19 protein-coding genes and 1 pseudogene are annotated in these 25,049 nt (G+C 41.8%); 14 read left to right on the forward strand and 6 right to left on the reverse strand.

What is annotated here, in order from left to right:
* The first annotated feature begins 199 nt into the window (after positions 1 to 199).
* The 3 genes from PGLA_RS12975 to PGLA_RS12985 all read left to right on the forward strand — a co-directional run bounded on the left by PGLA_RS12975 (position 200) and on the right by PGLA_RS12985 (position 5,785).
* Positions 200 to 991: a sensor domain-containing protein gene (locus PGLA_RS12975; protein WP_068533334.1), complete on the forward strand. Its 792-nt coding sequence runs from the start codon at positions 200 to 202 to the stop codon at positions 989 to 991.
* A 413-nt stretch (positions 992 to 1,404) separates the two neighbouring features.
* Positions 1,405 to 2,457 carry a copper amine oxidase N-terminal domain-containing protein gene (locus tag PGLA_RS12980; protein ID WP_068533336.1) on the forward strand — a complete coding sequence of 351 codons (1,053 nt, stop codon included), beginning with the start codon at positions 1,405 to 1,407 and terminating at the stop codon, positions 2,455 to 2,457.
* 547 nt (positions 2,458 to 3,004) lie between these two features.
* A complete protein-coding gene (locus PGLA_RS12985) occupies positions 3,005 to 5,785 on the forward strand; it encodes an S-layer homology domain-containing protein (RefSeq protein WP_068533341.1) in 2,781 nt (926 codons plus the stop codon).
* A 528-nt stretch (positions 5,786 to 6,313) separates the two neighbouring features.
* On the opposite strand, the gene PGLA_RS12990 is transcribed toward PGLA_RS12985, so the two are convergent.
* Positions 6,314 to 6,709 carry a VOC family protein gene (locus PGLA_RS12990; protein ID WP_068533343.1) on the reverse strand — a complete coding sequence of 132 codons (396 nt, stop codon included), beginning with the start codon at positions 6,707 to 6,709 and terminating at the stop codon, positions 6,314 to 6,316.
* Positions 6,710 to 6,980: 271 nt separating this feature from the next.
* Between PGLA_RS12990 and PGLA_RS12995 the strand changes: the two genes are divergently transcribed.
* The 4 genes from PGLA_RS12995 (at position 6,981) to PGLA_RS13010 (ending at position 11,276) form a co-directional block, all read left to right on the forward strand.
* Entirely contained in the window at positions 6,981 to 7,436 is a 456-nt protein-coding gene (locus tag PGLA_RS12995; RefSeq protein ID WP_245699873.1) for a MarR family winged helix-turn-helix transcriptional regulator, read from the forward strand.
* On the forward strand, positions 7,414 to 8,283 hold the full coding sequence (locus PGLA_RS13000; RefSeq protein WP_245699861.1) for a DUF6544 family protein: 870 nt from the start codon (positions 7,414 to 7,416) through the stop codon (positions 8,281 to 8,283). The genes PGLA_RS12995 and PGLA_RS13000 overlap by 23 nt, the downstream gene beginning before the upstream one ends.
* 356 nt (positions 8,284 to 8,639) lie before the next feature.
* A complete protein-coding gene (locus PGLA_RS13005) occupies positions 8,640 to 9,923 on the forward strand; it encodes an aminoacetone oxidase family FAD-binding enzyme (protein WP_068533545.1) in 1,284 nt (427 codons plus the stop codon).
* A gap of 33 nt (positions 9,924 to 9,956) precedes the next feature.
* Positions 9,957 to 11,276 (forward strand): BaiN/RdsA family NAD(P)/FAD-dependent oxidoreductase, encoded by a 1,320-nt coding sequence (locus tag PGLA_RS13010; protein WP_068533348.1) that lies wholly within the window; start codon positions 9,957 to 9,959, stop codon positions 11,274 to 11,276.
* A gap of 344 nt (positions 11,277 to 11,620) precedes the next feature.
* On the opposite strand, the gene PGLA_RS13020 is transcribed toward PGLA_RS13010, so the two are convergent.
* Positions 11,621 to 12,820: an ABC transporter ATP-binding protein gene (locus tag PGLA_RS13020; protein ID WP_211269540.1), complete on the reverse strand. Its 1,200-nt coding sequence runs from the start codon at positions 12,818 to 12,820 to the stop codon at positions 11,621 to 11,623.
* A gap of 535 nt (positions 12,821 to 13,355) precedes the next feature.
* On the opposite strand from PGLA_RS13020, the gene PGLA_RS13025 reads away from it, so the two are divergent.
* From PGLA_RS13025 to PGLA_RS13045, 5 genes are all read left to right on the forward strand, one after another.
* Complete coding sequence (locus PGLA_RS13025) at positions 13,356 to 13,991, forward strand: 2OG-Fe(II) oxygenase (protein WP_068533354.1); 636 nt, start codon at positions 13,356 to 13,358, stop codon at positions 13,989 to 13,991.
* A 690-nt stretch (positions 13,992 to 14,681) separates the two neighbouring features.
* Positions 14,682 to 15,245, forward strand: coding sequence for an alkyl hydroperoxide reductase subunit C (ahpC, locus tag PGLA_RS13030; RefSeq protein WP_068533356.1), 564 nt, complete (start codon positions 14,682 to 14,684; stop codon positions 15,243 to 15,245).
* A gap of 14 nt (positions 15,246 to 15,259) precedes the next feature.
* The gene (gene ahpF, locus PGLA_RS13035; RefSeq protein WP_068533357.1) at positions 15,260 to 16,789 is read left to right on the forward strand and encodes an alkyl hydroperoxide reductase subunit F; all 1,530 of its coding nucleotides are present in this window, start codon (positions 15,260 to 15,262) and stop codon (positions 16,787 to 16,789) included.
* A gap of 265 nt (positions 16,790 to 17,054) precedes the next feature.
* Positions 17,055 to 18,092 (forward strand): ROK family transcriptional regulator, encoded by a 1,038-nt coding sequence (locus PGLA_RS13040; protein ID WP_211269541.1) that lies wholly within the window; start codon positions 17,055 to 17,057, stop codon positions 18,090 to 18,092.
* A 21-nt stretch (positions 18,093 to 18,113) separates the two neighbouring features.
* Entirely contained in the window at positions 18,114 to 19,334 is a 1,221-nt protein-coding gene (locus PGLA_RS13045; RefSeq protein ID WP_068533359.1) for an MFS transporter, read from the forward strand.
* 119 nt (positions 19,335 to 19,453) lie between these two features.
* Here the strand turns inward: PGLA_RS13045 and PGLA_RS13050 are convergent, their stop codons facing one another.
* The 4 genes from PGLA_RS13050 to PGLA_RS13065 form a co-directional block, all read right to left on the reverse strand.
* On the reverse strand, positions 19,454 to 19,747 hold the full coding sequence (locus PGLA_RS13050; RefSeq protein ID WP_068533360.1) for a hypothetical protein: 294 nt from the start codon (positions 19,745 to 19,747) through the stop codon (positions 19,454 to 19,456).
* A 15-nt stretch (positions 19,748 to 19,762) separates the two neighbouring features.
* On the reverse strand, positions 19,763 to 21,355 hold the full coding sequence (locus tag PGLA_RS13055) for an oleate hydratase (protein WP_084411038.1): 1,593 nt from the start codon (positions 21,353 to 21,355) through the stop codon (positions 19,763 to 19,765).
* 155 nt (positions 21,356 to 21,510) lie between these two features.
* Complete coding sequence (locus PGLA_RS13060; RefSeq protein WP_068533364.1) at positions 21,511 to 22,068, reverse strand: TetR/AcrR family transcriptional regulator; 558 nt, start codon at positions 22,066 to 22,068, stop codon at positions 21,511 to 21,513.
* Between the two features lie 320 nt (positions 22,069 to 22,388).
* A complete protein-coding gene (locus tag PGLA_RS13065; RefSeq protein ID WP_068533550.1) occupies positions 22,389 to 23,138 on the reverse strand; it encodes a C40 family peptidase in 750 nt (249 codons plus the stop codon).
* A 343-nt stretch (positions 23,139 to 23,481) separates the two neighbouring features.
* Between PGLA_RS13065 and PGLA_RS29735 the strand changes: the two are divergent.
* Both PGLA_RS29735 and PGLA_RS13075 read left to right on the forward strand, forming a co-directional pair.
* Positions 23,482 to 23,937 (forward strand): annotated as a pseudogene (locus PGLA_RS29735) (sigma-70 family RNA polymerase sigma factor); the annotation flags it as partial.
* Between the two features lie 109 nt (positions 23,938 to 24,046).
* A complete protein-coding gene (locus tag PGLA_RS13075; protein ID WP_281197307.1) occupies positions 24,047 to 25,048 on the forward strand; it encodes a GNAT family N-acetyltransferase in 1,002 nt (333 codons plus the stop codon).
* Position 25,049: the final 1 nt, after the last annotated feature.

Genomic DNA, 25,049 nt, shown 5'->3' on the forward strand with positions numbered 1-25,049 from the left:
ATTAATCAAGCACTGATTTCGAGGTTGAGCCAGAAAAGGAACTAAGAAAGTGTTACATAAATCAGAGGAAATGGTTCTAATCCTAGTCTAAAGTCTAGGTTCAGACACTCCCTAAGACGGTTACGTCAGGCAAATAAGACGGATATAATGGATTTATAACTCAGAGCGTGACTTATGAAGCCAAAGGAGTGTTTGAAATTTGAAGACAATGGAAGCGACTGCAAAGGCGCCATCAGGTAAGGTAAATTGGGTGGTTTTTAATCCAAAAACCTATGCAACGATCCTCTATTTATTACTATCCCTCCCGTTAGGGATTATCTATTTTACAGTAGCGATAACGGGACTTGCACTATCCATCGGTTTAACTCCAATATTTATCGGAATACCGCTATTTTTTGGAGTAGCTAAGCTGTTGAATGGGATTGTGAATTTTGAACAAAGAATGATTAGACAAATTTTGGGTTTACCTACTCCTCCTGTTTCATATACCTACAATCAACAGTCTGAAGCTGGGCATAACTGGCTGATGCGAATGGTGAGAGGTTTTGACGGGGGGCTATTCATTCGAGATCTGCTGCTCGTATTACTAAGATTTGTAACAGGCATTGTATTCTTTGTTATTATGGTAACGGTGATTTCAATAGGACTAGGATTTATTACTCTTCCAGTCGTGCATATCATTTTAATGAATGAGATGAAGCTTGATATTTTAGAAAATACCTTGTTTAGTTATTTTCATATCGATTGGACCTATAATCAGCAATATATGCTGTACGTAGGCGTTGGCCTTGTGCTTTTTTGGATCGCGCTTCGCGTCGTGAATGGGCTCATGCAAATTCAGCGCAGAATCATGTATGTGGACGAGCCATATCAGCAGCCGTCAGTGCCAGTGGAGTCACAAATACATGCGCCGGTTCAGTCGCAATACTATGAGTACCAAGAGGAGCAGCCCACTCAAGGGATGATGCAGCCATCCTATAGAGAGCTTTAGAAGCTCTCTTTTTTTATGCGTATCGTCAAAGTGCTAATCCCTCTATGAATGAGGTACAATTAAAAAAACTCAGGGATTCTAGTTTCATAATGAATCCCTGAGTTTTATTTTTTCCACATGAAAACCTTGAACTGATTATGCAGCAGTTACATAAATTACTGTTATATTGCTTGTAATTATACTCCAACCATTGAGATAAATAGAATCAAACGGACCATGAGCTTGATTCACAGTATCCGCCGCCCATGAAGAGCTTTAAGTCGGTTTATAAGCACCGTTTCATAGAAGAATTGGCCAATAATAATTTTATGGAGCAACGCATGCAATCGGATCGTCTTTTTTATGATCATAGGAAGGTAAACATGCTATGATGTAGAATATTTGGGGGAATTCCTAAAATTAGGGGGATGGATATGAAGAGAATCGTCGTAGTTTTATTTTTTGTACTCATGATTTTAACGTTGCATCAGCCGGTACACGCCGACTCCAATAAATATTGGATCATGCTGGATGGAAAATATTTGAATACGGAATTGATGCCGATCAATAATAATGGAAGTATCTATGTTCCGATGCGCTTAATCTTCGAGTCGCTGCACGCCGAAGTGACTTATGTTCCCGAAGAAGGAAAGGTCATCGGCAAAAAAGGTGACATTATGATCGAGCTTCAGCTCGGCAAAACGATGGCTTATAAAAATAGTCAACCGATTCTTTTGTCCGGACCTCCAATGATCGTAAACAACAGCGTCTATGTACCGATCCGTTTTGTCAGCGAATCCCTAGGGGCATCGGTATTTTGGAAATCGGACATCCATGCCGTGGTGATCGAAACACCGCAATTGACGGCCATTACCGAGCTTCCGGTGCTCAATGATCGCGGCAACCGAGCTGTTCTAGAGCACAGTGGAAATATGAAATTGAAGTGGTCGTTTCAAGATGAAAGTCCATATGAAATGTACAGAGGGTATAAGGGGCCGACGGATACTCTGATTTTTTCAAATTTCGATACGATCAAAGTGATGGATCGTGATGGAAATCTTCAGAATGAATGGCCGTTCAAACATAAGGACATCCCGGCGAAGATCAATGCGATCATCAATAAGGGGTTAGCGGAATCGGGATCGGAACCGACACAAGCGTTTCATGTCACCAAAGATAATAAAACTTTGGAAAAAATAGACCCGAAAACCGGAAAAGCGCTGTGGACTTATCGTTTACCGGTCTCTGAGGAAAAGATGGGATTTAGTTTCCTTGATTACACCGTGTTTCTGGACCCATACGGAACTGTCTACATATCAACTCAAGGCGGCACACTGCATGCCCTGGATTCCGCTGACGGAAGTTTGAAATTCAAGCTGGTATTCGACCACCGCACTATTTCTTCGACGGAAGTGCTTCCGCTGTCCGCAACCGAGCTAGTGGTGCTGAATGACAATGCCATTATGTTTTTTGGAATTAAAGAGTAAAACATCTTAGTTAACGAAACTGCGCAATCTTATTTGGAGATCTATTTAAGCACTGTATGGACACATTTGATCGTAATACTGTTATTTTCGATTTTTAATGTAGGAATAACTAAATTCTATATTTAATCAAAAATAACATTTTGAGAAAAAGTCATCTGGAATATGCATCGGATGGACTATTACAGATGAAATCATTACCTTCATGGCTCCGTTTTCAGATAGTTATCTAACGATTAAAAAGGGACGATATGGAACACTCGGCGGCGAATTGTGGTTTTGAACAGCCACGGCTCGCCTCCACCATGAAAGCCCGACCTCACGCGGTCGGGCTTTTGACTTGCTCGGAATTGTAGACGGATTGTAGACATCAGAAAAATAGAAGTCTATTTATTGATGATCCTGTAGACGAAAAGTCTACAGGTTATAGAAGGTTGTGCTCCCAAGCGATATTTTTTACAAATTACTTCAACTCTTTAACATGTAAATTTACAGTTCATCTATATACTTAAATCGATATCATAATGCATTCGAAGGGGATTATAACTACATGAACAGCAAGCTGAAGTCTTTAATTTGTACCTCATTCGCCTTTTGCATGCTCGCACAGAGTATGGCGACGGTGTCTGCAACAGAGAACACACCTTCCACCATTTCAACAGGAAGATGGATGTCTGGGGAGTACCATACCCACACCATACAATCGGCAGATTCATCCGAATCTTTTATGAAATTGGAAAATGTACTCGATGCAGCGTTTCGAGAGGATCTTGACAAGAAGCCTGTAGAAACAGTCACATCACTGACGTACGGCAATCCCTTTGATTTCATTGTACTAGCTGATCATTTACGCAATTCACCGCGAGACCCAGATGGCAACAATAAGGTTACTGCACGTTGGGAAGCGATTAAAGATCAGCAGGACAAGCTTGCAGCGCTCCAAGCTGCTGGAAAATACACAGGTAAATTCATTTATTCTGGTTTTGAATGGGACATGATGGGCTTGGATCATGGTTCTGTCGGTATTATTGATTCCAAAAGTAATGAAGTACCCATCGATGCTATTCATCAATTCGAGTGGTTGTACAGCTACGATACAACTCCAGAGATGTTTCATGAAGATGAGACTGCTCTTTGGGGAGCAAGGCCTGATAAGAATACGTTGAAACCTGATAAAAATAAAACCTTTGAAGCCATTGAGTGGCTGAAAACCAATTACCCGGAGAGCTATGTATTGCTTAACCATCCATCTAGACATAATGGTGATAGCAGCGGTGTTGTCACTATCGAAGATATTCGCAAGATGAATGATATTGCTCCTGAGATTGTATTTGGTATGGAAGGGTTACCGGGTAACCAAATGGCAGGCGGTGGGAATAGAGCGGAATTAAAAGACGTATACGGCGGAGCTGACGTCATGGTCGCAAAGGTCGGCGGAATGTGGGATGCCATGCTTGGTGAAGGTCGTCACTTCTGGAACTTCACAAATTCCGACTTTCATTTTAAGTTGAGCAGCAATCGGAGTTACTCAAGTGGTTACTGGCCTAGCGAGTACTCGCGAAACAATACTTGGGTCGAGGGTAATACCTTCAAAGATATTGTCGAGGGTATGCGTTCAGGTAAATCTTATGCCGTTTATGGCGATCTCATCAATGCGCTTGACTTCAAAGCCACTGGAAATGGCGCTCAAGCTGAAATGGGCGAGAACCTACAGGTAACCGAAGGGGATCTTACAACAATCAGCATTCGATTCAAGAGCCCAGAGCACAACAACTATGCACAAATTAGCCCGCACGATACATCAGTCACCAATGATGTCTATGTTGATCATGTCGATCTGATCTCTGGAGAAGTGACGGGCAAGATCGATGAAAGTCAATATGCTAGCAATACGACCAATGACACGACGAAAGTCATTAAACGTTTTACGAAAGAAGATTGGGGACAACCAGATGTCGACGGCTATTATACTGTCTCCTATAAGGTACCTGCGGATACAAACCGTTATTATCGTTTGCGCGGTACGAACCTGGGTACAGACGTAGCAGATTTCACAGAGAACGGTGAGCCTTTACAAGATCAATCATTTTCTAGGGGTGACGAGCCGGAGCAGAATGAGGAACGCTTCAATAATATTAATGACCGTAACTATGCAGGCTTGTGGTTTTATTCCAATCCGATCTTTGTTAATGTCGCCGCGCTCAGCGACGAGCAGGCAGTTACCGATACGATTACTAGTGTAACTTCAACACTTGGTGATACGAGTGCGATTACCACTAACATTCCCCTCCCTTCTGAAGGGTTGCATGGTACCCGGATTGAATGGAAGAGCAGTAATGCGAATATCATTCGCATCGACAACAACACCGCGATTGTTACACGCCCATCCTCTGGCATGGGGGATATACGTATCACACTGACTGCAACGATATCTCGCGGCGATCAAAGCATAGATTTACCCTATACTTTAGTCGTTAGAGCGTACCCTTCTAACAACTTGCCAGACAACAACTCGTCTGGCAACAGTTCGCCAGGCAATAGTTCTAGCAAGCCAAATGCGTCTGTCTCAGGTGGTGGAGGAACAGTTACTGCTGATTCAAATGGCAATATTACAATAACACCTGACAAAGGCTATCAGGTTAAAGATGTTACGATCAATGGGATATCTAAGGGAGCACTCACTCAATTGACGGGTCTGAAATCTTCTGATCAAGTTGTTGTGACCTTCGAGAAACTTCCGGAGCAACCTCAGAAGCCAACTGAGCCCGCTAAACCTGTTGTTACTTTTAGTGATGTTTCGAGTCACTGGGTAGCCTCATCCATTAACTATGTTGTGGAACATGGATTGTTTACGGGTACCGCGGCAAATACGTTTAGCCCGAACAAAACGATGACTCGTGGTATGCTGGTCACCGTTATGCACCGATTAGCGGGTAAACCTGAAGTAGAGTCAGAGTCAAATCACTTCAAAGATGTTAATACGAATGCCTATTACAGTGATGCGGTAGCTTGGGCAAGTCAGAATAACATTGTCCATGGGGTTAATAGTAGTCACTTTGCTCCAGATCAACCTATTACTCGTGAACAACTTGCACAGATATTCTTTAATTATGCAAAAGCAAACAAATTGAATATTAATGCTAGGCAGTCATTAGTCGCTTTCACAGATGCGAACAAAATCTCAACGTGGGCAGTTGATGCGATGAAGTGGTCCGTAAGCAACCATTTACTTTCTGGCAACGGTAATGGCATGCTTGATCCAACGGGTGCCGTATCACGTGCTGAAGTCGCAGCAATTATTAATCGTTTTATGACTACCTTTAATATGTAATAATAAATACCATTTTCAAATGGACAAAAGTGCACCTTTTAGAATAATCATTTGGTAAAGCCCAACTGGGTTAACCGATGAATTCTAGGGGGTGCACTTTCATTTTTTTTTGTAGATGGAAAGTAACCAGTTGGCTGCGTGATATTATTGATGGCGATCATATGAAGTTGACATAGGTTAGTTTGTTCGCATTTTATTGGGTATAATTTTTTGGTTGGATTATAGCTCTGCTTATGTGTCGATATTTTCGGACAGGGGTTCGACTCCCCTCGCCTCCACCAACATGAAAAAGGACACCTCAGAGGTGTCCTTTTTGCGTTGGTGGAGTCTCGAGGGGTTGGACCCTTGGGTTCAGTCCGCGCGGAGGGAGCGAAGCGAGAGAGCACGGCGTTTATATCCAACCTCTAATATCGTCGGCGGAGGATGGGCATCGTGAGCAAGTTTATTGGAGATATGAACATTCCCCTCGCCTCTACCATGAAAAACCCGACCGCATGAGGTCGGGTTTATATCTACGCGATGAAAATATTATTTTGCGTTCTTATCTGGCTGATGAATGCCAAATACATTTCCTTCTGTATCAATGTAATACCCTTGCCATGCCATTCCCGGAAGTGCGTATTTTGGCACTGCCACCTTGCCTCCAAGACTAACAATTTTTTCTTCAGTAGAATCGTAGTCCTCCACTCCAATTGTACATGTATAACCATTCATTGGTTGACCCGGTTCTGGAGAGGCACCTTGACGCTGCATCAAGGCACCGTTGATTCCCATTTCATTCGCATCGCCTGTCACAGCTCCGAAATAAGGCATTCCGGCATATTCACTCCAATCCTCAAATGTCCATCCGAATACCTCTCCATAAAACTTTTTGGCACGCTCCATGTCGTCTACATGAATCTCAAAATGAACTAATCTGCCCATGATTTCCTCCTATGATTTGACTTCCTTAACATTTTTCCATTATTAGGGTTTCCTTTCCTGCAAGCTTTATAAGGGACAATATAAATTTTTACATACAAAGTAGCGACCATCGGGTGACGTCGAAACCGTAACTATACACGTAGAAGCCTAAACGTTGTTATCTTCCGACAGAGGTTACACTTTAGTCTTTTGACAAAAGGTAACTGGTTACATATAATGAATGTAATCAGTTACCTTTTTTTGAGATTGGGGGTATATTATTTTGAATGAAATGGAAAAGAAAGCTTATATCTTTGGTGGCATTCTCACATTGGCGAACCGATTACAAGCTCTTGGCGACAAATTGGATGAGAATGTAACGCTTAAGCAGTGGTTGTTGATAGCTGTTATTTTAAAGTCTGGGCAATCATCTCCAACCATAAGTGAAGTGGCGAAGTTGATTGGGAACTCTAGACAAAATGTTAAGAAGATGGCCCTTTTACTTGATAAACAGGGCTTTGTTTCCCTAATAAAAGATGATCATGACGCGAGGATCTTTAGAGTTCACCTTACACCCAAATGCTTCACTTATTTCCAAGCTCGAAGCGAAAAAGAGATGCAGTTTATGAATGCTTTGTTTGATACATTTGATGAAAATCTGACAAATGGGTTGTACGAAGGAATCGTTCAATTAGCTAACAATGTGACTAGAATGGAGAATGCTCATGAAGACGAGGAAAGGGGGTGAAAAAACGATGTGGGTGATCTTTATGATCTTTGCCATAATCCTAACCGGTATCACTGTATTTTTTTATGTACCTTATTCCAAGACCAAAACAGAATTTACTCAATCCGCAACAGAACAAATCGGTATCTCTAATGCGATAAATAATGTTTTTACATTTGATGATGTTAAAGAATTGCCGAATCCCGTAAGGAAATACTTTGAATATAGTGGATACATAGGCACTCCCAAAATGTCTTACATGAAGGTTGCCTTTAAAAATGTTGATTTTATTATGTCACCTGACAAACCAGCTTTAATAATCGATTACACTCAATATAATTTTGTTCGTGAGCCTGTAAGACTTGCCTATATTGATACGGCTATATACGGAATACCTTTTCAAGGGTTCGATTCTTATATAGATGGTAAAGGCAGTATGAAAGGAGTTCTAGGCAAAGTCATTACACTGTTTAATCAAAAAGGTGATGAAATGAATAAAGCTTGTCTAGTAACCTTCCTTTCAGAATCTCTAATTATGCCTATTGCTGCTTTACAGCATTATATAACCTGGGAAGCTGTTGATGATACCCATGCAAAAGCGACAATATCGTACAATGATATATCAGCAAGCGGGATATTTACTTTCAGTGAGAATGGGGAACTTCTTTCTTTTACAACAGAAGATAGATCCGTCATATCTGCCGATAGGGCAATTCAGCAAGTGAGATGGTCGGCCGAATTTAAAGACTACAAGACGATTCGTGGGATCAAACAACCAACTCACCTTCAAGCTGTTTGGAATTACGATCAAGGAGATCTCATTTATTTTGATGGTGATTGTTTTACGGTTGAGTATGATTCAAAATAGATATTTCTTTATACATCCTTAACATGATGAGGCTTCTGCGGTGACATCAAAACTGTGACTACACCCGTAGAAGCTTATGTGTCGATATTTTCGGACAGGGGTTCGACTCCCCTCGCCTCCATTAGTAAATCCACAACCGAATGAGGTTGTGGATTTTTGCTAATTTTGGAACGGATAAAGTTTCTATAAATTGTAGCGCGGTAGAGGGTTATTAATGAATGGGACGAAATCAGGAATTCTAACCGGAATTCAGTGGTGCTTACACTTATGTTATAATTCAATAAAGCGCTTCTGTGCTTTTTAGAAAAATTGGATAAAGGATGCAATGACCAACCATGTGTGAAAATCAGAATTCTATGCACCACAAGCTGTTTATTATCGGCGCAGGTGCTGCAGGACTAATGGCCGCTGTTACTGCGCAGGATCAGGGTATCGATACTGCCATTCTGGAGAGCAATGACCGGATTGGAAAGAAGATATTAATGACAGGTGATGGCCGCTGTAACATTACGAATGAATCCACTGCAACGGGTACGGATGAAGCGGTCGCTTTATCACGCAAGTATCACAGCAATCAGACTGGATTTCCAATTACGGTACTGCAGCAATTTGGCATCCGTCAAACCATCGATTACTTCTCTATGCTTGGGCTTCCGCTTACAAGATTGAAGGATGGCTTCATGTATCCAATGTCGCTGCAGGCTGCATCGGTGCTGGATATTTTTGAACTTGCGCTGGAGGATCGGAATGTTCCGGTATACCTCAAGAACAAAGTGTTGGATGTTACCGTTTCGACGAATCATCCGCGCTTCACGATAAAATGCCAAACGGAGACAGAGGAGCAGGTTGTTTATACCAGCGAATATCTGTTTCTATGTGCGGGTGGCCTTGCCGGTCCGAATGCGGATAAAGATAGTCCTGGTTATACGCTTGCCGAACGTTTGGGGCACACCCTGGTCGAGCCTGTGCCAGCTATTGTGCAATTGAAGCTGCACTATCCGCATATGAAGGCGCTGTCCAATATCAAGCTTCAGGGACAGGCCCATATCATCGTAAACGGAAAAGTCATCCGCAGCGAAAAGGGTGAAATTGCTTTCACGGATTATGGCATAGCAGGCCCGCTAAGTCTCCAGCTAAGTAGGAAGGCTGCGTATCATCTCGCAAGAGGGGAATCTGTGAGCGTATCGGTTGATTTGATGCCGGGCCGCACGGAGGAAGAGTTAGTTGAGTTTTTGGAATTGCACTGGGGGACCTTTGGACATCGAACTGTTGCGGATTCTCTACTTGGCATCTTCAATAAGAAGTTGGTTCCTGTCTTGCTGAAGGAGGCAGGCATCGATCAGCAGCCGGACTTGCTTTGCCAGGATCTTTCGAGGAAAACCAAAAAAATATTTTGTCGAATATTGAAGCGTTGGGAATTTAAAGTGATCGATACCAAAGGCTTCGAGAACGCACAAGTAACAGCCGGAGGCATCAATACAACTGAGCTAATCGAGGGAACGCTAGAATCCAAGCTAGTACCTGGGCTTTATTTGGCAGGTGAGGTGATGGATGTGGACGGGGATCTCGGAGGGTATAATCTACAATGGGCCTGGAGTTCCGGTTATGCGGCCGCGATGGCGCTTGCTAAGCAAATATAATGAATTCATAGGAAAAGGGATGCATCGATCAACATGTATGAGGATCAGAATTCTAAGCACCACGAGCTGTTAATTATTGGTGCAGGCGCAGCAGGTATGATGGCTGCTCTTACTGCACGGGACCAAGGTATTGATACTGCAATTATTGAAAGCAATGACCGGATGGGGAAGAAGATATTAACGACGGGCAATGGGCGTTGCAACATTACGAACGAATCCACTGCGACGGGTACGGATGAAGCGGTCGCTTTATCCTACAAGTATCACAGTAATCAGGCTGGATTTCCACTGCATGTGTTGCAGCAATTTGGTATCCGCCAAACTATCGATTTTTTCTCTTCTCTTGGGCTTCCTCTTATAAGCTTGGAGGATGGTCGGATGTATCCGATGTCGTTGCAAGCTGCTTCTGTTCCGGGTGTGTTTCGACTTGCGCTGGAGGATCGGAATGTTCCGATATATTTCAAGAATAAAGTATTGGATGTTACCGTTTCGACGGAACATCCGCGCTTCACAATTAAATGCCAAACAGAGACAGAGGAGCAAGTCGTTTATACCAGCGAATACTTATTTCTATGTGCGGGTGGTCTTACCGCTCCGAAAACGGGAACGGATGGATCCGGTTATACGCTTGTCCAACGACTAGGACACACTCTGATCGATCCTGTGCCAGGCATTGTGCAATTGAAGCTAGAATATCCGCATTTGAAGGAACTATCCGGCATCAAATTCGAGGGACATGCTCATATTATTGTAAACAATGAAGTTATCCGCACCGAATATGGCGAAATTCTTTTTACGGACTATGGTATTTCTGGCCCGCCAATACTCCAGCTAAGCAGGAAGGCTGCGTATAATCTCGGTAGAGGAGAATCTGTGACATTATCAGTTGAATTGATGCCGGGGCGCACGGAGGACGAGATCGTTGATTTTCTGGAAACGCACTGGGGAATCTTCGGACACAGGACTGTTGCGGATTCCCTTATCGGAATCATAAACAAGAAGCTGATTCCTGTCCTGCTGAAGGAGGCGGGAATTGATCAAGAGCTTCACCTGCTTTGTCAGGATCTATCGTGGAAAACCAAGAAAATATTTTATCGAATCATGAAGCGTTGGGAATTTAAAGTGACCGATACCAATAGCTTCACTAATGCCCAAACAACAGCCGGTGGTATCGATACGACTGAGCTAATCGAAGGGACGTTGGAATCTAAGCTAGTACCTGGGCTCTATTTGGCAGGCGAGGTGATGGATGTGGATGGAGATTGCGGTGGCTATAACCTGCAATGGGCCTGGAGCTCCGGATATGCCTCTGCGATGGCGCTTGCGAATCGACGACGTGCAGACACCACATAAGGGGATAGATGGTTGCTGACTCCTGGCACGTTGCGGAATACTTGCATGCATTGAACACACGGCGGCGAATTGTGGTTTTGAACAGCCACGCCTCGCCTTCATATGAAAGACCCGCTGATATAGCGGTTTTTTTCTTGTTTATGGAGTTAATTGTAGACAAAGAAGCTTCGAAAACCACGGGCCACGAGGAGAAGGAAGCTTCTTTTTCTGTGATTTTAGCCAAAACATACTCTGTTAACTGAATGAGAAGCTCACCAATGTCCACCAGCGACGAGTTCATTGCAACTCAACGAAGCTGTCTAACATGGATCAGCGGGATACGATGGATTGGGAAATTTCCTGAGTTATGACGCATAACGTTTAGCTTGCGTATGGAACATTTCGGCGTAAGCGCCTTGTGCGGCGAGCAATGTCTCATGATTGCCTTCTTCAATAATCTCCCCGTTATGTAGCACGATAATTTTGTCTGCGTGTCTGCAACTGCTCAAACGATGAGAGATCATGATCGTAGTTTTTCCTTCATACAAAGTAGCGAAGTTATCATAGATTTCCGCTTCCGCTCGCGGATCAAGCGCTGCTGTTGGTTCATCAAGAATAACGATTTGCGAATCTCGCATGAAAGCGCGGCTTAATGATATTTTCTGCCATTGTCCACCGGACAGCTCGTGTCCATTATGAAACATCGCGCCGAGTTCCGTATCCAGGCCGTTAGGCAGTTTGTCGATTAAATCTGCCAAGCCGGCTTTAGAGGCTGCGGCTTCGATATATGCGTCATCATCGATTTTGGGGTGTCCCATGGCGATGTTCTCACGAACGGTTAATTGATAGCTCTCGAAATCTTGAAAGACGGCGGAGACATTTTGACGCATACTATTGGGGTCAATGGTACGCATGTCCACCCCGTCGAAAAAAATGGCGCCTTCGTCTGGTAAATACAGTCCTAGTAAGCATTTTACAAGCGTACTTTTGCCTGCACCATTTTCACCCACAATCGCGATTTTTTCTCCCGGTGAGATGTTGAAGTTGATTCCTTTTAGCTGAGGAGAGGTGTGCGTCGCATAAGTGAAAGACAGATTTCTGACCTCGATTTGTGACGTTAATTTCCCAGGGAATTTGCGGTTTCGATCTTTGGAGTTCTCCACTTCTAAATCGAGAAAGTGCAAGACTTCATTAATAAACAGACTTTCTTCATAGATGGCGGCTATTGAATAGCCCAATCCGGTAATGATGGATTGAATTTGTTGAAGAGCTTGCGTTAACGAGACATAATGACCAATCGTTAACGCGCCACCGGAGCCGAACGTAATAAGTACAATAATCACACTGATATCTAGTACAACTTGGAAAGCATTCACAAGCAGCATCTTGCTTTCGGTACGTTTGCGTAGGTCATATTGTTCGTCTGAGGTCTTCCAGAACACACTTTTCCATTTGTAAGCTAAATATGGCACGTAATTATAGATTCGAGCTTCTTTGGCTGAGCTTCGGCTATGTAAGATGCGAAGCAAATAATGAACTTTTCGTTGTTCTGGTGTCTGGGTCATTGCCTGATTATATTTTTGTTTGCCGAAATAAGTATTTACCAATATATTGGGGATAATCATAATGAGGACGAATGGAAATCGTATCAACTACAGTTCAACATCAAGGACGGGACCCAAATGAGCATGTACTGATGCCTTCTTTGATCAATCCGGGGATATCTTTTCAGGGCTTAAACAAGAGGCGTTGCACTCTACTGAATAAATGAGTTCGGGGCCAGAGTATTACCGGAGTTGGGCCTGGTGTAAAGAATACTTGGTATAAACCCTATTGTGAGTTTTGCTTTTTAAACAACACCATCCCTTTAAGGATGGTGTTGTTTATTTTCATGAAGATATTAACGAACCTCAGTCTTATTAGGATAAAGAGTCCTTTTTTCTATTTTAAAAATAGTCTAAAAAATAGGTATTGATATATATTCATATATTTAAATTGTTTTTGTAGTATATTAGTAATTAATGGAAATATTTAATGCTTTATTTAAAGGTTCAAGTTTTTGTCATTATAAAGAGGTTATAGAGGAGATTGATTATTAATATGACAACTGAAGTTTCTATTTTACCCATTCAATCTATCTATTCTATCGACAATCACATCATTACTGCCACAGTGTTAAATGAAGAACCTTTAATAATGAAATTTGATCATGTACTAAGCGATGAAGAATGCCAAGCACTTATTGAGTCTGCTGCATCTCGTCTTGCACAATCGAAATTAGCGAATAAAGAAGTTAGTCAGATTCGTACTAGCAAAGGTATGTTTTTTGATAAAAACGAAAGCCTATTAATTACTATCATTGAGAACCGCATATCAAGCTTAATGCAGGTGCCCATTGCACATGCTGAAGGACTACAAGTTTTACATTATGAACCCGGACAAGAGTATAAAGAACATTATGATTTTTTTTGGCCCAATAACCCTTCAAGTCATAATAATCGAATAAGTACATTAGTCATATACTTAAATGATGTAGAAGAAGGAGGAGAAACAACATTTCCAAACTTAGGTATTACTGTGAAACCAGTTAAAGGATCTGCTGTTTACTTCGAATATTTTTATAATAATCAAACATTAAACGAACTAACGCTGCATAGTGGTGAACCTGTTATCCGCGGTGAAAAATGGGTAGCTACTCAATGGATGCGTAAACAACGAATTCGAGAAGGGGACTAAAGGTTAGTTATACAGAGCGATCAATCTAATGTGATGAAGAAGGAGACAATCAGGCTGGGTCTAGCGAAAGTTGTTTATGGGGCGGGCGAGTATCGCTTGCGATGCTAGTCATTGCTTGCAATGACTTTCAGGTGCAATCAAACCGTGACTATACCGGAACGCCAAGCGCAGCTTATGGATGGATATTTTATGACAGGGATTCAACTCCCCTCGCCTTCACTTAAATGCAGAATATTGATGTTTAGCATTCTGTCTTTAAATGGTGGTAAGGGCGGCCTTTCTGGTTTGATCATCAAAAGAAGAGCTATCTTAAATTCTAAGATAGCTCTTCTCTCATATAACTAATTCAAAGGTTGTGCAGCGAGCCCATTCATAGTCGCCCCAAGGTGCATTCGCTGCCAAAGCTCTCGTTCTTTATATTTAGGAGGTTCTTGCTATTATAGGCTCGAGCGTAAGTACTCAACCACCATCTTTAGGAAATGAATACTATGGTTTAATTAGCAGCATTATGAATCATGAGTTTAATAGAGAGTTCACTAATTTGTTAATTATAATTATTCTAAACTAACTTGACAGATTATATTATTTAGTTAATAATAATTATTATAAAGTATGTTCAAATTGTTTTGTATGAAGGCCTGAATATGCTCTATTAATACTAAAAAATACAACTTAAGAGGAGATATAAATATGTCACTTATTGGAACAGAAGTACTACCGTTCAAAGCATCCGCATTTCAAGACGGTAAATTTATCGATGTTACTGAGGAAAATTTTAAAGGTAAATGGAGCGTGGTTTGCTTTTATCCAGCGGACTTTACTTTCGTGTGCCCTACCGAGCTAGAAGATCTACAGAACCAATACGAAACTTTAAAAGCACTTGGAGTTGAAGTGTATTCCGTATCAACGGATACTCATTTCACACATAAAGCATGGCATGCAAGTTCTACTGCTATTGGCAAAGTTAAGTATATTATGATTGGTGATCCTGCACATGTGATCTCTCGCAACTTTGATGTATTGATTGAAGCTGACGGTCTTGCTGATCGTGGTACGTTCATCATTGATCCGGACGGTGTTATTCAAACTGTTGAGATTTCTGCTGGTGGCATTGGCCGTGATGCAAGCACTCTTGTTAACAAGATCAAAGCTGCTCAATACGTTCGTACTCATCCGGGTGAAGTATGCCCAGCGAAATGGTCTGAAGGTGCGGAAACACTTAAGCCAAGCCTTGATCTCGTAGGCAAGATTTAAGGTAGGTGCGGAAGATGACACTAGATCCTGAAATAAAGTCTCAACTAGAACAATATCTCCAGCTCTTGGAAGGTAATATAGTGTTAAAAGTCAGCGCAGGCAATGATGATGCATCTGAAGAGATGTTGTCTCTGGTCGATGAAATTGCGAGCATGTCTTCCATGATTACGTTGGAAAAAACACAATTACCTAGAACACCAAGCTTTAGTGTAAATCGTGTGGGTGAAGATACAGGCGTAACCTTTGCTGGAACGCCATTGGGACATGAATTTACTTCCTTAGTACTCGCTCTACTGCAGGTTAGTGGAAGAGCTCCAAAGGTTGACCAGAGTGTTATTGATCAGATCAAAAACATTCGCGGTGAATATACGTTTGAAACTTATATCAGCTTGAGCTGCCATAACTGTCCTGATGTTGTACAAGCACTGAACTTGATGAGCATCCTCAATCCTGGCATTACTCATACCATGATTGATGGTGCAGTATTCAAGGCAGAGGTTGAAAGCAAGGACGTTATGTCTGTGCCAAGTGTTTACCTTAACGGTGAATTCTTCGAAAGCGGTCGTATGACGGTTGAAGAGATTCTTGCCAAGATGGGTAATGCTCCTGATGCATCGGAGTTTGATAATAAGGAACCCTTTGATGTGCTTGTTGTTGGCGGTGGTCCAGCAGGTGCAAGTGCTGCGATTTATGCAGCACGTAAAGGGATTCGAACAGGCATCGTTGCTGAACGCTTTGGCGGTCAGGTTAATGACACGATCGGCATTGAGAACTTTATTAGTGTGAAATATACTGAGGGTCCTCAGCTCGTAGCTAGCATTGAAGAGCAGGTTAAAGAGTACGGCATCGACGTTATGAAGCTGCAACGAGCCAAGCGTCTTGAGAAGAAGGATCTAATCGAAGTTGAACTCGAGAATGGTGCTGTTCTGAAGAGTAAGACGGTCATCCTATCTACAGGTGCGCGTTGGCGGAATATGGGTGTTCCTGGTGAAGCGGAGTTCAAGAACAAGGGTGTGGCTTACTGCCCGCATTGTGATGGTCCTTTGTTCATTGGTAAAGATGTTGCGGTTGTTGGTGGCGGTAATTCTGGTATTGAGGCAGCGATTGATCTTGCAGGTATTGTGAGACATGTGACTGTTCTTGAGTTTGCACCAGAGCTCAAAGCTGATGCTGTACTGCAAGATCGTCTTCACAGTCTGCCTAATGTTACTGTACTAAAGAACGTTCAAACAAAAGAAGTTACTGGAACTGATAAAGTTAACGGTATTTCCTATGAGGAACGTGATACAGGAGTAACGAAGCATATTGAATTGCAGGGCGTGTTTGTACAGATCGGTCTTGTACCTAATACCGATTGGTTAGGTGACATGGTTGAACGCACTCGCATAGGTGAGATCGTCGTAAACAGCCATGGTGCTACAAGCCTACCTGGAGTGTTTGCTGCAGGAGATTGCACGAATAGTCCTTATAAGCAGATCATCATTTCTATGGGATCTGGTGCTACTGCAGCATTAGGTGCTTTCGATTATCTAATCCGAAATTAATAAGATAACAATAGCCCTCATTAATCACAAAATGGGGGCTATTGTTATGCCATCCTATTGCCCAATTGAGATATTCTGTATTCAAATGAAATTATGAATTGACAACAATGGCGTCGTACTGGTTCTTAGTTCCAATCAGGAGTAGAGAAATGTAAGTCTGTTGTCATTCACATTTTAACTTGTCAGTAAAACCTATTCCTGCTATTATCAAAGTTACTTATTAAACGCGTTTAATAAGTGTGATTTTAATAATAAGGTGGGGAGTATGGTGAGTGATATACGACTTACTTCGCAACATACGAAATCGGAAATGATACGTTGCATTCGATCTGCACTATTAGAGCAAGGAAGTGCAACGAAGGTTGAATTGAGCCATAATTTACAAATTAGTTTTCCAACGATCAGTAAGTTTCTGAAGCAAATGGAGGACAGAGGGGAAGTAACAACCATTGGTCTTGATGAATCAAGCGGGGGAAGAAGGGCGATAAGATATACATATCGTCCAGATTATATGCTGGGCCTAGCTATTTTTTTAGAGAAAAGTGAGACGAACTATACCGTTTTTAATTGCTTGGGCGAAGTCATTGAGCAAGGTAATACTCATAGTATGCTAGAGCAAGATGTGTTACATCTAACCACATTCATTGAGAATATAAGAAATGCTTATCCTAACATAAATGCAGTGGCCATTGGCGTTCCAGGTGCAGTTAATAACGGAAAAATCTTTCTTATACCTGGGTATGAGAACTATCATAATCTTGATCTTAAGAAGCATATAGAGGAACAACTCTCTATCCCGACTGTTGTAGAGAATGACATGAATGCAGCTGTAATCGGCTATATGGCTCAAAGGAAAATAGGGGACAATATTTCTTTGTTTTATTTATATTTAGGGCAGAATGGTCCTGGTGCAGGGATTGTAATCAATGGAGAAATTGTACGAGGTAAAACGTTCTTTTCAGGAGAGGTCTCATTTGTTCCACAGTATGACGATAGAAATTTCCTACAAGCTTTAACAAACGGAAATGGTGGCGAGATGAGTATTGTACCTATGGAGAAAAAAGTGGATGCGATTAGCCGACTAGTGGCCTCAATCACCTCTATCTTGAATCCACATTATATTATTTTTGGTGATGATGAAATAGAAACGTTGATGCTTCATCAAATTGCTGAGCGAAGTGCCACATACGTTCCAAAAGAGCATCTTCCAGAGTTAGCTGCAAGTGACTTGAAGCACGATTATCTAAATGGATTACAATGTCTTGGATTGAGTTTATTGATTTCACAACAAATAGATGACTAACACTAAGGAGTACAGATATCGATGGCAACTTTCTTTTTAATTATTATTTATTTAGCGTTTATTAGTTTGGGATTACCTGATTCATTGCTTGGATCGGCATGGCCTGTGATGAGTTTGGATCTGAATGTTTCATTAGGAACTGCCGGAATTATTTCAATGGTTATTGCAGCTAATACGATTGTATCAAGCTTGTTAAGCGGTACAGTGCTACAACGTTTTGGTACGGGGAAAGTGACACTTGTGAGCTGTATCCTGACAGCAGGAGCTTTATTTGGTTTTGCATGGTCTCCTTCACTAATCTGGTTAGTTATTTTTGCGATTCCACTAGGTATAGGTGCGGGGTCTGTAGATGCAGGATTAAATAATTATGTTGCTATTCACTACAAAGCACATCATATGAGTTGGCTACACTGTTTTTGGGGAGTAGGCGCTACGCTGGGTCCATTTATTATGGCAGCGTCCATTTCTGGTCACAATCTTTGGAGACAGGGTTATCTCGTTGTTGCGGGTATTCAAGTGATTCTAGTCATTATTCTATTCGTTACGCTTCCTTTATGGGATAGAGTTGCTAAACGTAGTCATGTCACAAATGTTGAGGCTGAAGATGAGTTGATTAATCAAGAGTTAGAGCAACTTTCTGAGAATACAAAGCCATGGAGAATACCAGGGGTCAAACTAGCGATGGTAACCTTCTTATTTTACAGTGGAATTGAAGCTAGCATGGGATTATGGGGAAGTAGCTTTCTTGTAAATATGAAGAATTTACCTGCAGCAACAGCGGCACAATGGGTTTCTTGGTTTTTCATAGGAATTACAGTTGGCCGAATGATTACTGGATTTATCACGTTTAAAGTGAGTAGTCGAATGCTGATTAGGTACGGCCAGCTTATCGCTTTATTCGGTACAATATTGCTTGTGTTACCATTCCCACCGATCCTCTCGCTTGTTGGATTCACGATTGTAGGATTGGGGTTAGCACCCATATTTCCGTGTATGTTACATGAAACGCCTGTGCGATTTGGGAAAAAGAAGGCTCAGTCCATCATGGGCTTTCAAATGGCAGCTGCTTATACGGGGAGTACGCTAATACCTCCTTTTCTTGGATTGCTTGCAACTAATACAACCATTAGTATCTTTCCGTGGTTTATTATTATGTTTGCCATTGTGATGCTCTTGTGTACAGAAAAGCTAAATCATTTCTTGAAGAAACTACATGTGGGAATAAGACAAAGTATTCGTTAAAAGAGTATTAAGGATGTCGTTGTTTTTATAGTAGATGGTGAATATGATAATCAAAATAAGAAAAGGGCAATCGCTATTCTCAGCGATTGCCCTTAGGTTATGGAGCTATGAATGAATTCTTATAAGGCCCGATTCCCCTCGATCGCAAGCTTGCCGTATTTGGTATCAGCTACAGCCGTCAAGTGATCTCCTTCAATAGTACCTTTTGCCGTATAAGGAATCTTGGTAATTAACTTCTTGATCTCCCCTGAGAATACGAACGCATTGGCCTCGATCTTCCCACCTGAAAAAGCGTTACTGCCTCTTAAGATGTTCAATGAGCCGCTAAGTGCGTCACCATCCTGCGTAAAAGTAATTGTTCCTTTTTCCATACCCATTGGGGTTTGCATCGTAATATTATATGTTCCGTTCATCGATTACTTCCTCCCTTATCTGTATGAGGTATTCAATGCTTTCATCAAGGTACGAACATCATACATGTGAGGTGTTACCGGGCACACCTTCTTATTCAATCCCAGCAAGGTATAAACGGCAATTCTGGCCGCACGAATTGAATATTCTTCAGTGAATACCATGTCCTCCGGAATTTCAACGAACTGACTAATCATTGCCAGGTTCGTGGAGCCATCTGGCACCACTTTTGGACGATCGCTCATCGCACGTGGCTGGAATTGGGCATCAATGTATGGCATCATGCATGGAATGACATTCACGACGCTATCCATGATTTCATCCATATCCTCTTCCATATGCAGATGGTGCAGCAGTTCAATCAGCATCTCTTTGCCTGTGCAATCTCGCATTGGCTTCTTGACATAATCGCCTTCTCTATCGGTGTACAGACCATATCCCCAGAATATCGTAGTGTCTGCTGGCTGATTTTTGAAATGAGGCTGTGCGGCAACGACAATCGACATCAACCAATTGGAATCTTTGAATGTCATTAGAGCACCGCTACCCGGTTTGTTGCGGGAATATTTCTCGATCATCTTCAACAGTTTGTCACCTTTGCAAGTAACTGTGAAGGATGCCCAGTTCGTTTCCTCTGCATTGCCGAAGAATGGAGCTGGATTGCCAAGTCCCTCTTTCTTAAGCGCGATCTTCGCCCACAGGTTGCCTGACATCGGATTCTCTGACACCATCTTAGCAGGTGTGTTCAGATCACCTAAGGTCGCATTGTCGGTCATACAGCCATTGGTCATGATGCACAAATCGCCATTATGAAGTTGAATCATACCCGATTTTCCATCTTGCTCATAATGGATCGCTGTTACCGTGATACCATCGCCCTCTTCAAAATCGAGATCTGTCACTGTATATTTCAAGCTGAAATCAACGCCGAAACCATCAAGATACGTCTTGATCGGCAAAATAATCGAATCATATTGGTTATAAGGAGTACGTGTAACCCCTTCAAGCGTTTGAATACGAGGAAATTCAAATATCATACGGTTCATATAGCGTTTGAATTCAAACAAGCTGGACCATTTCTGGAAGGCGAATGTCGTTTGCCACATATACCAGAAGTTCGTTTCGAAGAAATGTGGTGTCTCCGCAAACCAATCACAGATCCGCAAATTGTCCAGTTTCTCCTCCGGTGTGATCATTAATCTTCCAAGCGCTAATCGATCGGCCGTATTAAAGCCCATGGACATGACATCCAGAACCTCGCCGTCTTTATTAATCAAGCGAGCATTCGCATGAGTGGGATGCGCATGGTCAAAAGCTAGAATCTCATCGCATACGGACATACCTTCTTGTTCGATTGAAGGAATGGAGGATAGCAGCTCCCATGTATTTTCATAGGTTTCTTCATTTAACATACGACCACCGCGGCATACGAAGCCATTGGTTGTATCACCCGCACCGTCATTACTTCCTCCGAGAATGTGCATACCTTCTAAAATATGAATGTTTTCACCTGGGAAGTTACAATCTCGCACAAGATAGGATGCACCTGCGAGTGATCCTAGACCGCCGCCAATAAAGTAAACTTGTCTGTTTTCGTATTCTTTTTTCATCGATGTAACCTCCATATGTTAATTTATTATTTCTTTGTGAAATCAATATACTGCACATACGGATCGGTTACCTTAGACACTAAAAGGACAGTGTATGAAATCCATACACTGCCCTCACATTGTCTAAACATATAGGATAAAGAAGCACCTTATTATCAGCTCATCGCATATTTATTGATTGCTTTTTCCATATCGCCTTCAATGAGGACGCTCAATCGTTCAATAATAAACTCTGGATCTTCACTCATGTCGTTTCGGATCCACTCCAGCATTATACCTATAAACGCATAGGTGTAAAAATTCGCGATAAAATTCTTATCTTCCATCCGTACCTGCATGTCTGCGCTGACCTCTTCGATGACGGCCATCAGCAGCTCGAATACCGCTTGGTGGAGAAACAGATCCAAATGTTCTCGCCCCATCGACCGATATGTGCTCAAGCAGAATTTCTTGTTATCCAGTACATATTGAAATATCTTCAGAAATCCCTGTTGCCAAGTGTCGTATGTACGACAATTAGAGATACTATCCAGTGCTTCCCTCTTATAGATCCAATCTAATAGATCATATATATCTTGAAAATGATAATAAAACGTCTGTCGATTCACTCCGCAGTCAGCAACAAGATCTTTAACTGTAATTTTATCCAGCGATAATCGTCCCATCATTTCTTTAAGAGATGCGGCTAAAGCTTTTTTAGTTATCACGGACATATCGCACAGCTCCTTTCAAGCTATAAAAGAGTTATAATATTCGATAGTATAAACTCTCGTTTATTATAACTGCGCCGTGCCAAGTGGTACAAGAACACTATAATGTCCGTAACGCTATGTTTCCAGTTCGAGGAACCAGATGAACAACATAACAGAAGAATCAAATCCACAAACAGACAAAAAGGAGCTTTGCCAGTGAAGTAGGGTGGCAGACTCCTTTTTATGTGACACAGACATCACGACCTGTGGGTTCCGCAAATGATTGAACCTGTGAAAGTATTGGACAAGTTAAAAAAAACGAGACGAGCACAGGCTAAAAGTTAGTCAAGAATATTTCCTCCAGAGATGAAGCGGTTATTCAACTGTCTCCACGTCAATTCGCCAATATGAACCCCGCCGCTGTTTTTAGAAGGAGAATGAATGATCTTTCCATTCCCCATATAAATAGCTACATGGGTAATTGTCTTTTCAGAAGGTTCTAAATTTGCATAGTCAGATGCGTTGTCTCCTCTATAGCTAGAAAAGAATAACAAATCACCGCGTTGTGCTTCTTTCAGTGAAGTATATTTTTTCTTGGAAAAGGCATTAACATATGCAGCTTGACTCCTCGAATCCCACGGCAAATCCATGCCCAATGAAGTCATAAACACCCACCGTGTATAATCGGAACAGTCGAACGTAGAAGGCTCAGTTCGGTCAGAACCATACACATAAGGGGTTCCTATAAAAGATTCAGCGGATTTGATGAGACTCTCCACATAATTCTTATGGTTCGGCTCAATGGAAGGGTTAGGGTGTTGTTTGATGAGTGGAAATCCATTCGGATCTAGTAACACCTTTTTACTCGGATCAGCAGTTAAATTCCGTATGTGGTGGGAATTAGGTCGTTGTTCAACACCTAAATCTCCGAAGTACAGATCGGGGTCATTCGTTTGTTCTTCTGTAACCATTTTAGTCTTGTGGTCATTAACGGAACGTGGGCGTATTTCATTGTTTGACGAGCATGCAGATATCAGGATAAAGCTGCAGCTTAATCCTAATGTGAGTACCTGAATCCATAGCTTTCTCACCAAATCACGTACCTCTCTAAGGGAGTATGATTTTAGAATGTCTTTATTTGTATTCTTTGATTCAAAATGGGGGAAATAAGTGTACATGCGTGCTGACATCTGTAGTGAAAGGGGCTTTTCCTGTCGTGCGTTATTATATTGTCGTTTGCGATAAAATTCGAAAGAAAGATTTCTGAATTTTGTTGCTACAGTTCTAAGAGATCCGCGGAGATTAGTTTGGATTCACAATCCGCCGTGGATAAGACGGACGGAAGAAATATTTATTTCTTATATGATAGGTTTATCGTATTCAGTTCGTATTACATAGCAGGTACCAATATTCATTGAAAGGAGAGGTGAACAATTGAAAGTAACGGAGGACAATGTTGTACAACAAATACAGAATAGAAATGAAAAAGCTATTTCTTTCATTATCCATGAGTATGGAGGCTTACTCGCTGCGATTATTAAACGTCATTTAAATAACCAACAACAGGACTATGAAGAATGCCTTGATGATGTGCTGTTATCGATATAGAATCATATTCATTCCTTCGATTCTGGGAAAAATTCATTTAAACAATGGCTTGCAGCGATTGCCAAATATAAAGCGATTGATTACCAAAGAAAACAAATCGCCATACATAATCAGCAATTTTCAGTTTCGGAAATGGATGAATTGAAATTACAAGCCAATCAGCCATCAGAAACAATCTGTGTGGATGAACTGCTAGAGCAGTTATCGGCGACCGAACGTGAAATTTTTGAAAAATACTACCTAGAAGGAACACCTTCAAGTGAAATAGCGGCAGAGTTTAACGCGAACCTTAGGTCTGACCAAAGGTCAAGTGAAACATATCAGCCAGATTGAAAAGCAGAGTCAGTTAAGTTACTCTTGGATTGGAAATATCTAGTTGTTCGACTCGACCATGGTTCCCTTGCGTTTTATTGTCGAAGAGTTGAAGTGGAATGTAGGTTGGGACGAAAATACGAAAATGATCACATTAAACGAAGTAAAAGAGAGGTTCGTACTTATGACAATGAGGTTTAGGAAACTAAGTGAGCTATCGATCGAGGAAAATGTACGTATTTGGAATCTAGGATTTGAGGGCTATTTTATACAGATGATTATGACGATTGAGGCTTTTATGACTAGGAGTGTTAACGAAGGGCTTTCCTTGGAGAATTCACTCGCTATTTATGTGGATGGTGAGCCTGCAGGGTTTGTAATGAACGGATTTCGTGACGTAGATGGAAAGAAACTGGCATGGAACGGTGGGACAGGCATTGCGCCTGCATTTAGAGGGCAGGGCATTGGTAGAGCGCTCATGTTAAGAAATCTAGAGTTGTACCGAGAACATGGCGTGAAGCTTGCGATACTTGAAGCGCTGACCCAGAATGAGAGTGCGATTAAGCTATATCAGTATGTGGGATACGAAATTACGGATCGATTAATGATCTTACAACATATGGGTACAATCGATCCCCAATTACTGGAGGAATCTGCTGTGCATCCCTTTTCCATTACCAAAGGATTGCCCCGTGATGTATACCCGCTAGACTTCTATCGAGGCTTATCTGCTTGGCAGACACAATGGCCTAGTATGAAGGAAGGTGAATCTTTAATCATTAAACAAGGTAGCGAGCCTGTAGGTTATGCATTGTATAAGCGAACTTTTGATCAAGAGGGTAAATTGGTATCCATTACGCTCTATCAATGTGAAGCCCTTCCTGGGCGGGAAGATGCAGAGGAGATTTATAAGCTTGCTCTCGGTGAACTGTTCGCCCCGTTAGACTACGTTTGCAGACGAGCGACAGCTAACCTGCGTAAATCCAATCAACCTCTGAACGACCTATTGGTGAAATTAAGTTTCACAACCAATGTTGAGCAAGTCCTCATGATGCGAAATATGGAAAGTGAATTGACCTAAT

It is taken from the genome of Paenibacillus glacialis (genome assembly GCF_001637205.1).
In the GTDB taxonomy this organism is placed as follows: domain Bacteria; phylum Bacillota; class Bacilli; order Paenibacillales; family Paenibacillaceae; genus Paenibacillus_AQ; species Paenibacillus_AQ glacialis.

Excerpts from the sequence above, each read along its gene's own strand:
- PGLA_RS13055 (WP_084411038.1), bottom strand. The coding sequence starts at position 21,355 with ATGAAAAAAGAATACGAAAACAGACAAGTTTACTTTATTGGCGGCGGT.
- PGLA_RS12985 (WP_068533341.1), top strand. The coding sequence starts at position 3,005 with ATGAACAGCAAGCTGAAGTCTTTAATTTGTACCTCATTCGCCTTTTGC.
- PGLA_RS12980 (WP_068533336.1), top strand. The coding sequence starts at position 1,405 with ATGAAGAGAATCGTCGTAGTTTTATTTTTTGTACTCATGATTTTAACG.
- PGLA_RS13040 (WP_211269541.1), top strand. The coding sequence starts at position 17,055 with ATGGTGAGTGATATACGACTTACTTCGCAACATACGAAATCGGAAATG.
- PGLA_RS12990 (WP_068533343.1), bottom strand. The coding sequence starts at position 6,709 with ATGGGCAGATTAGTTCATTTTGAGATTCATGTAGACGACATGGAGCGT.
- PGLA_RS12995 (WP_245699873.1), top strand. The coding sequence starts at position 6,981 with ATGGAAAAGAAAGCTTATATCTTTGGTGGCATTCTCACATTGGCGAAC.
- PGLA_RS13010 (WP_068533348.1), top strand. The coding sequence starts at position 9,957 with ATGTATGAGGATCAGAATTCTAAGCACCACGAGCTGTTAATTATTGGT.
- PGLA_RS13050 (WP_068533360.1), bottom strand. The coding sequence starts at position 19,747 with ATGAACGGAACATATAATATTACGATGCAAACCCCAATGGGTATGGAA.
- PGLA_RS13045 (WP_068533359.1), top strand. The coding sequence starts at position 18,114 with ATGGCAACTTTCTTTTTAATTATTATTTATTTAGCGTTTATTAGTTTG.
- PGLA_RS13005 (WP_068533545.1), top strand. The coding sequence starts at position 8,640 with ATGCACCACAAGCTGTTTATTATCGGCGCAGGTGCTGCAGGACTAATG.
- PGLA_RS13000 (WP_245699861.1), top strand. The coding sequence starts at position 7,414 with ATGAAGACGAGGAAAGGGGGTGAAAAAACGATGTGGGTGATCTTTATG.
- PGLA_RS13020 (WP_211269540.1), bottom strand. The coding sequence starts at position 12,820 with ATGACCCAGACACCAGAACAACGAAAAGTTCATTATTTGCTTCGCATC.
- PGLA_RS13025 (WP_068533354.1), top strand. The coding sequence starts at position 13,356 with ATGACAACTGAAGTTTCTATTTTACCCATTCAATCTATCTATTCTATC.
- ahpC (WP_068533356.1), top strand. The coding sequence starts at position 14,682 with ATGTCACTTATTGGAACAGAAGTACTACCGTTCAAAGCATCCGCATTT.
- PGLA_RS13075 (WP_281197307.1), top strand. The coding sequence starts at position 24,047 with ATGGTTCCCTTGCGTTTTATTGTCGAAGAGTTGAAGTGGAATGTAGGT.
- PGLA_RS13060 (WP_068533364.1), bottom strand. The coding sequence starts at position 22,068 with ATGTCCGTGATAACTAAAAAAGCTTTAGCCGCATCTCTTAAAGAAATG.
- ahpF (WP_068533357.1), top strand. The coding sequence starts at position 15,260 with ATGACACTAGATCCTGAAATAAAGTCTCAACTAGAACAATATCTCCAG.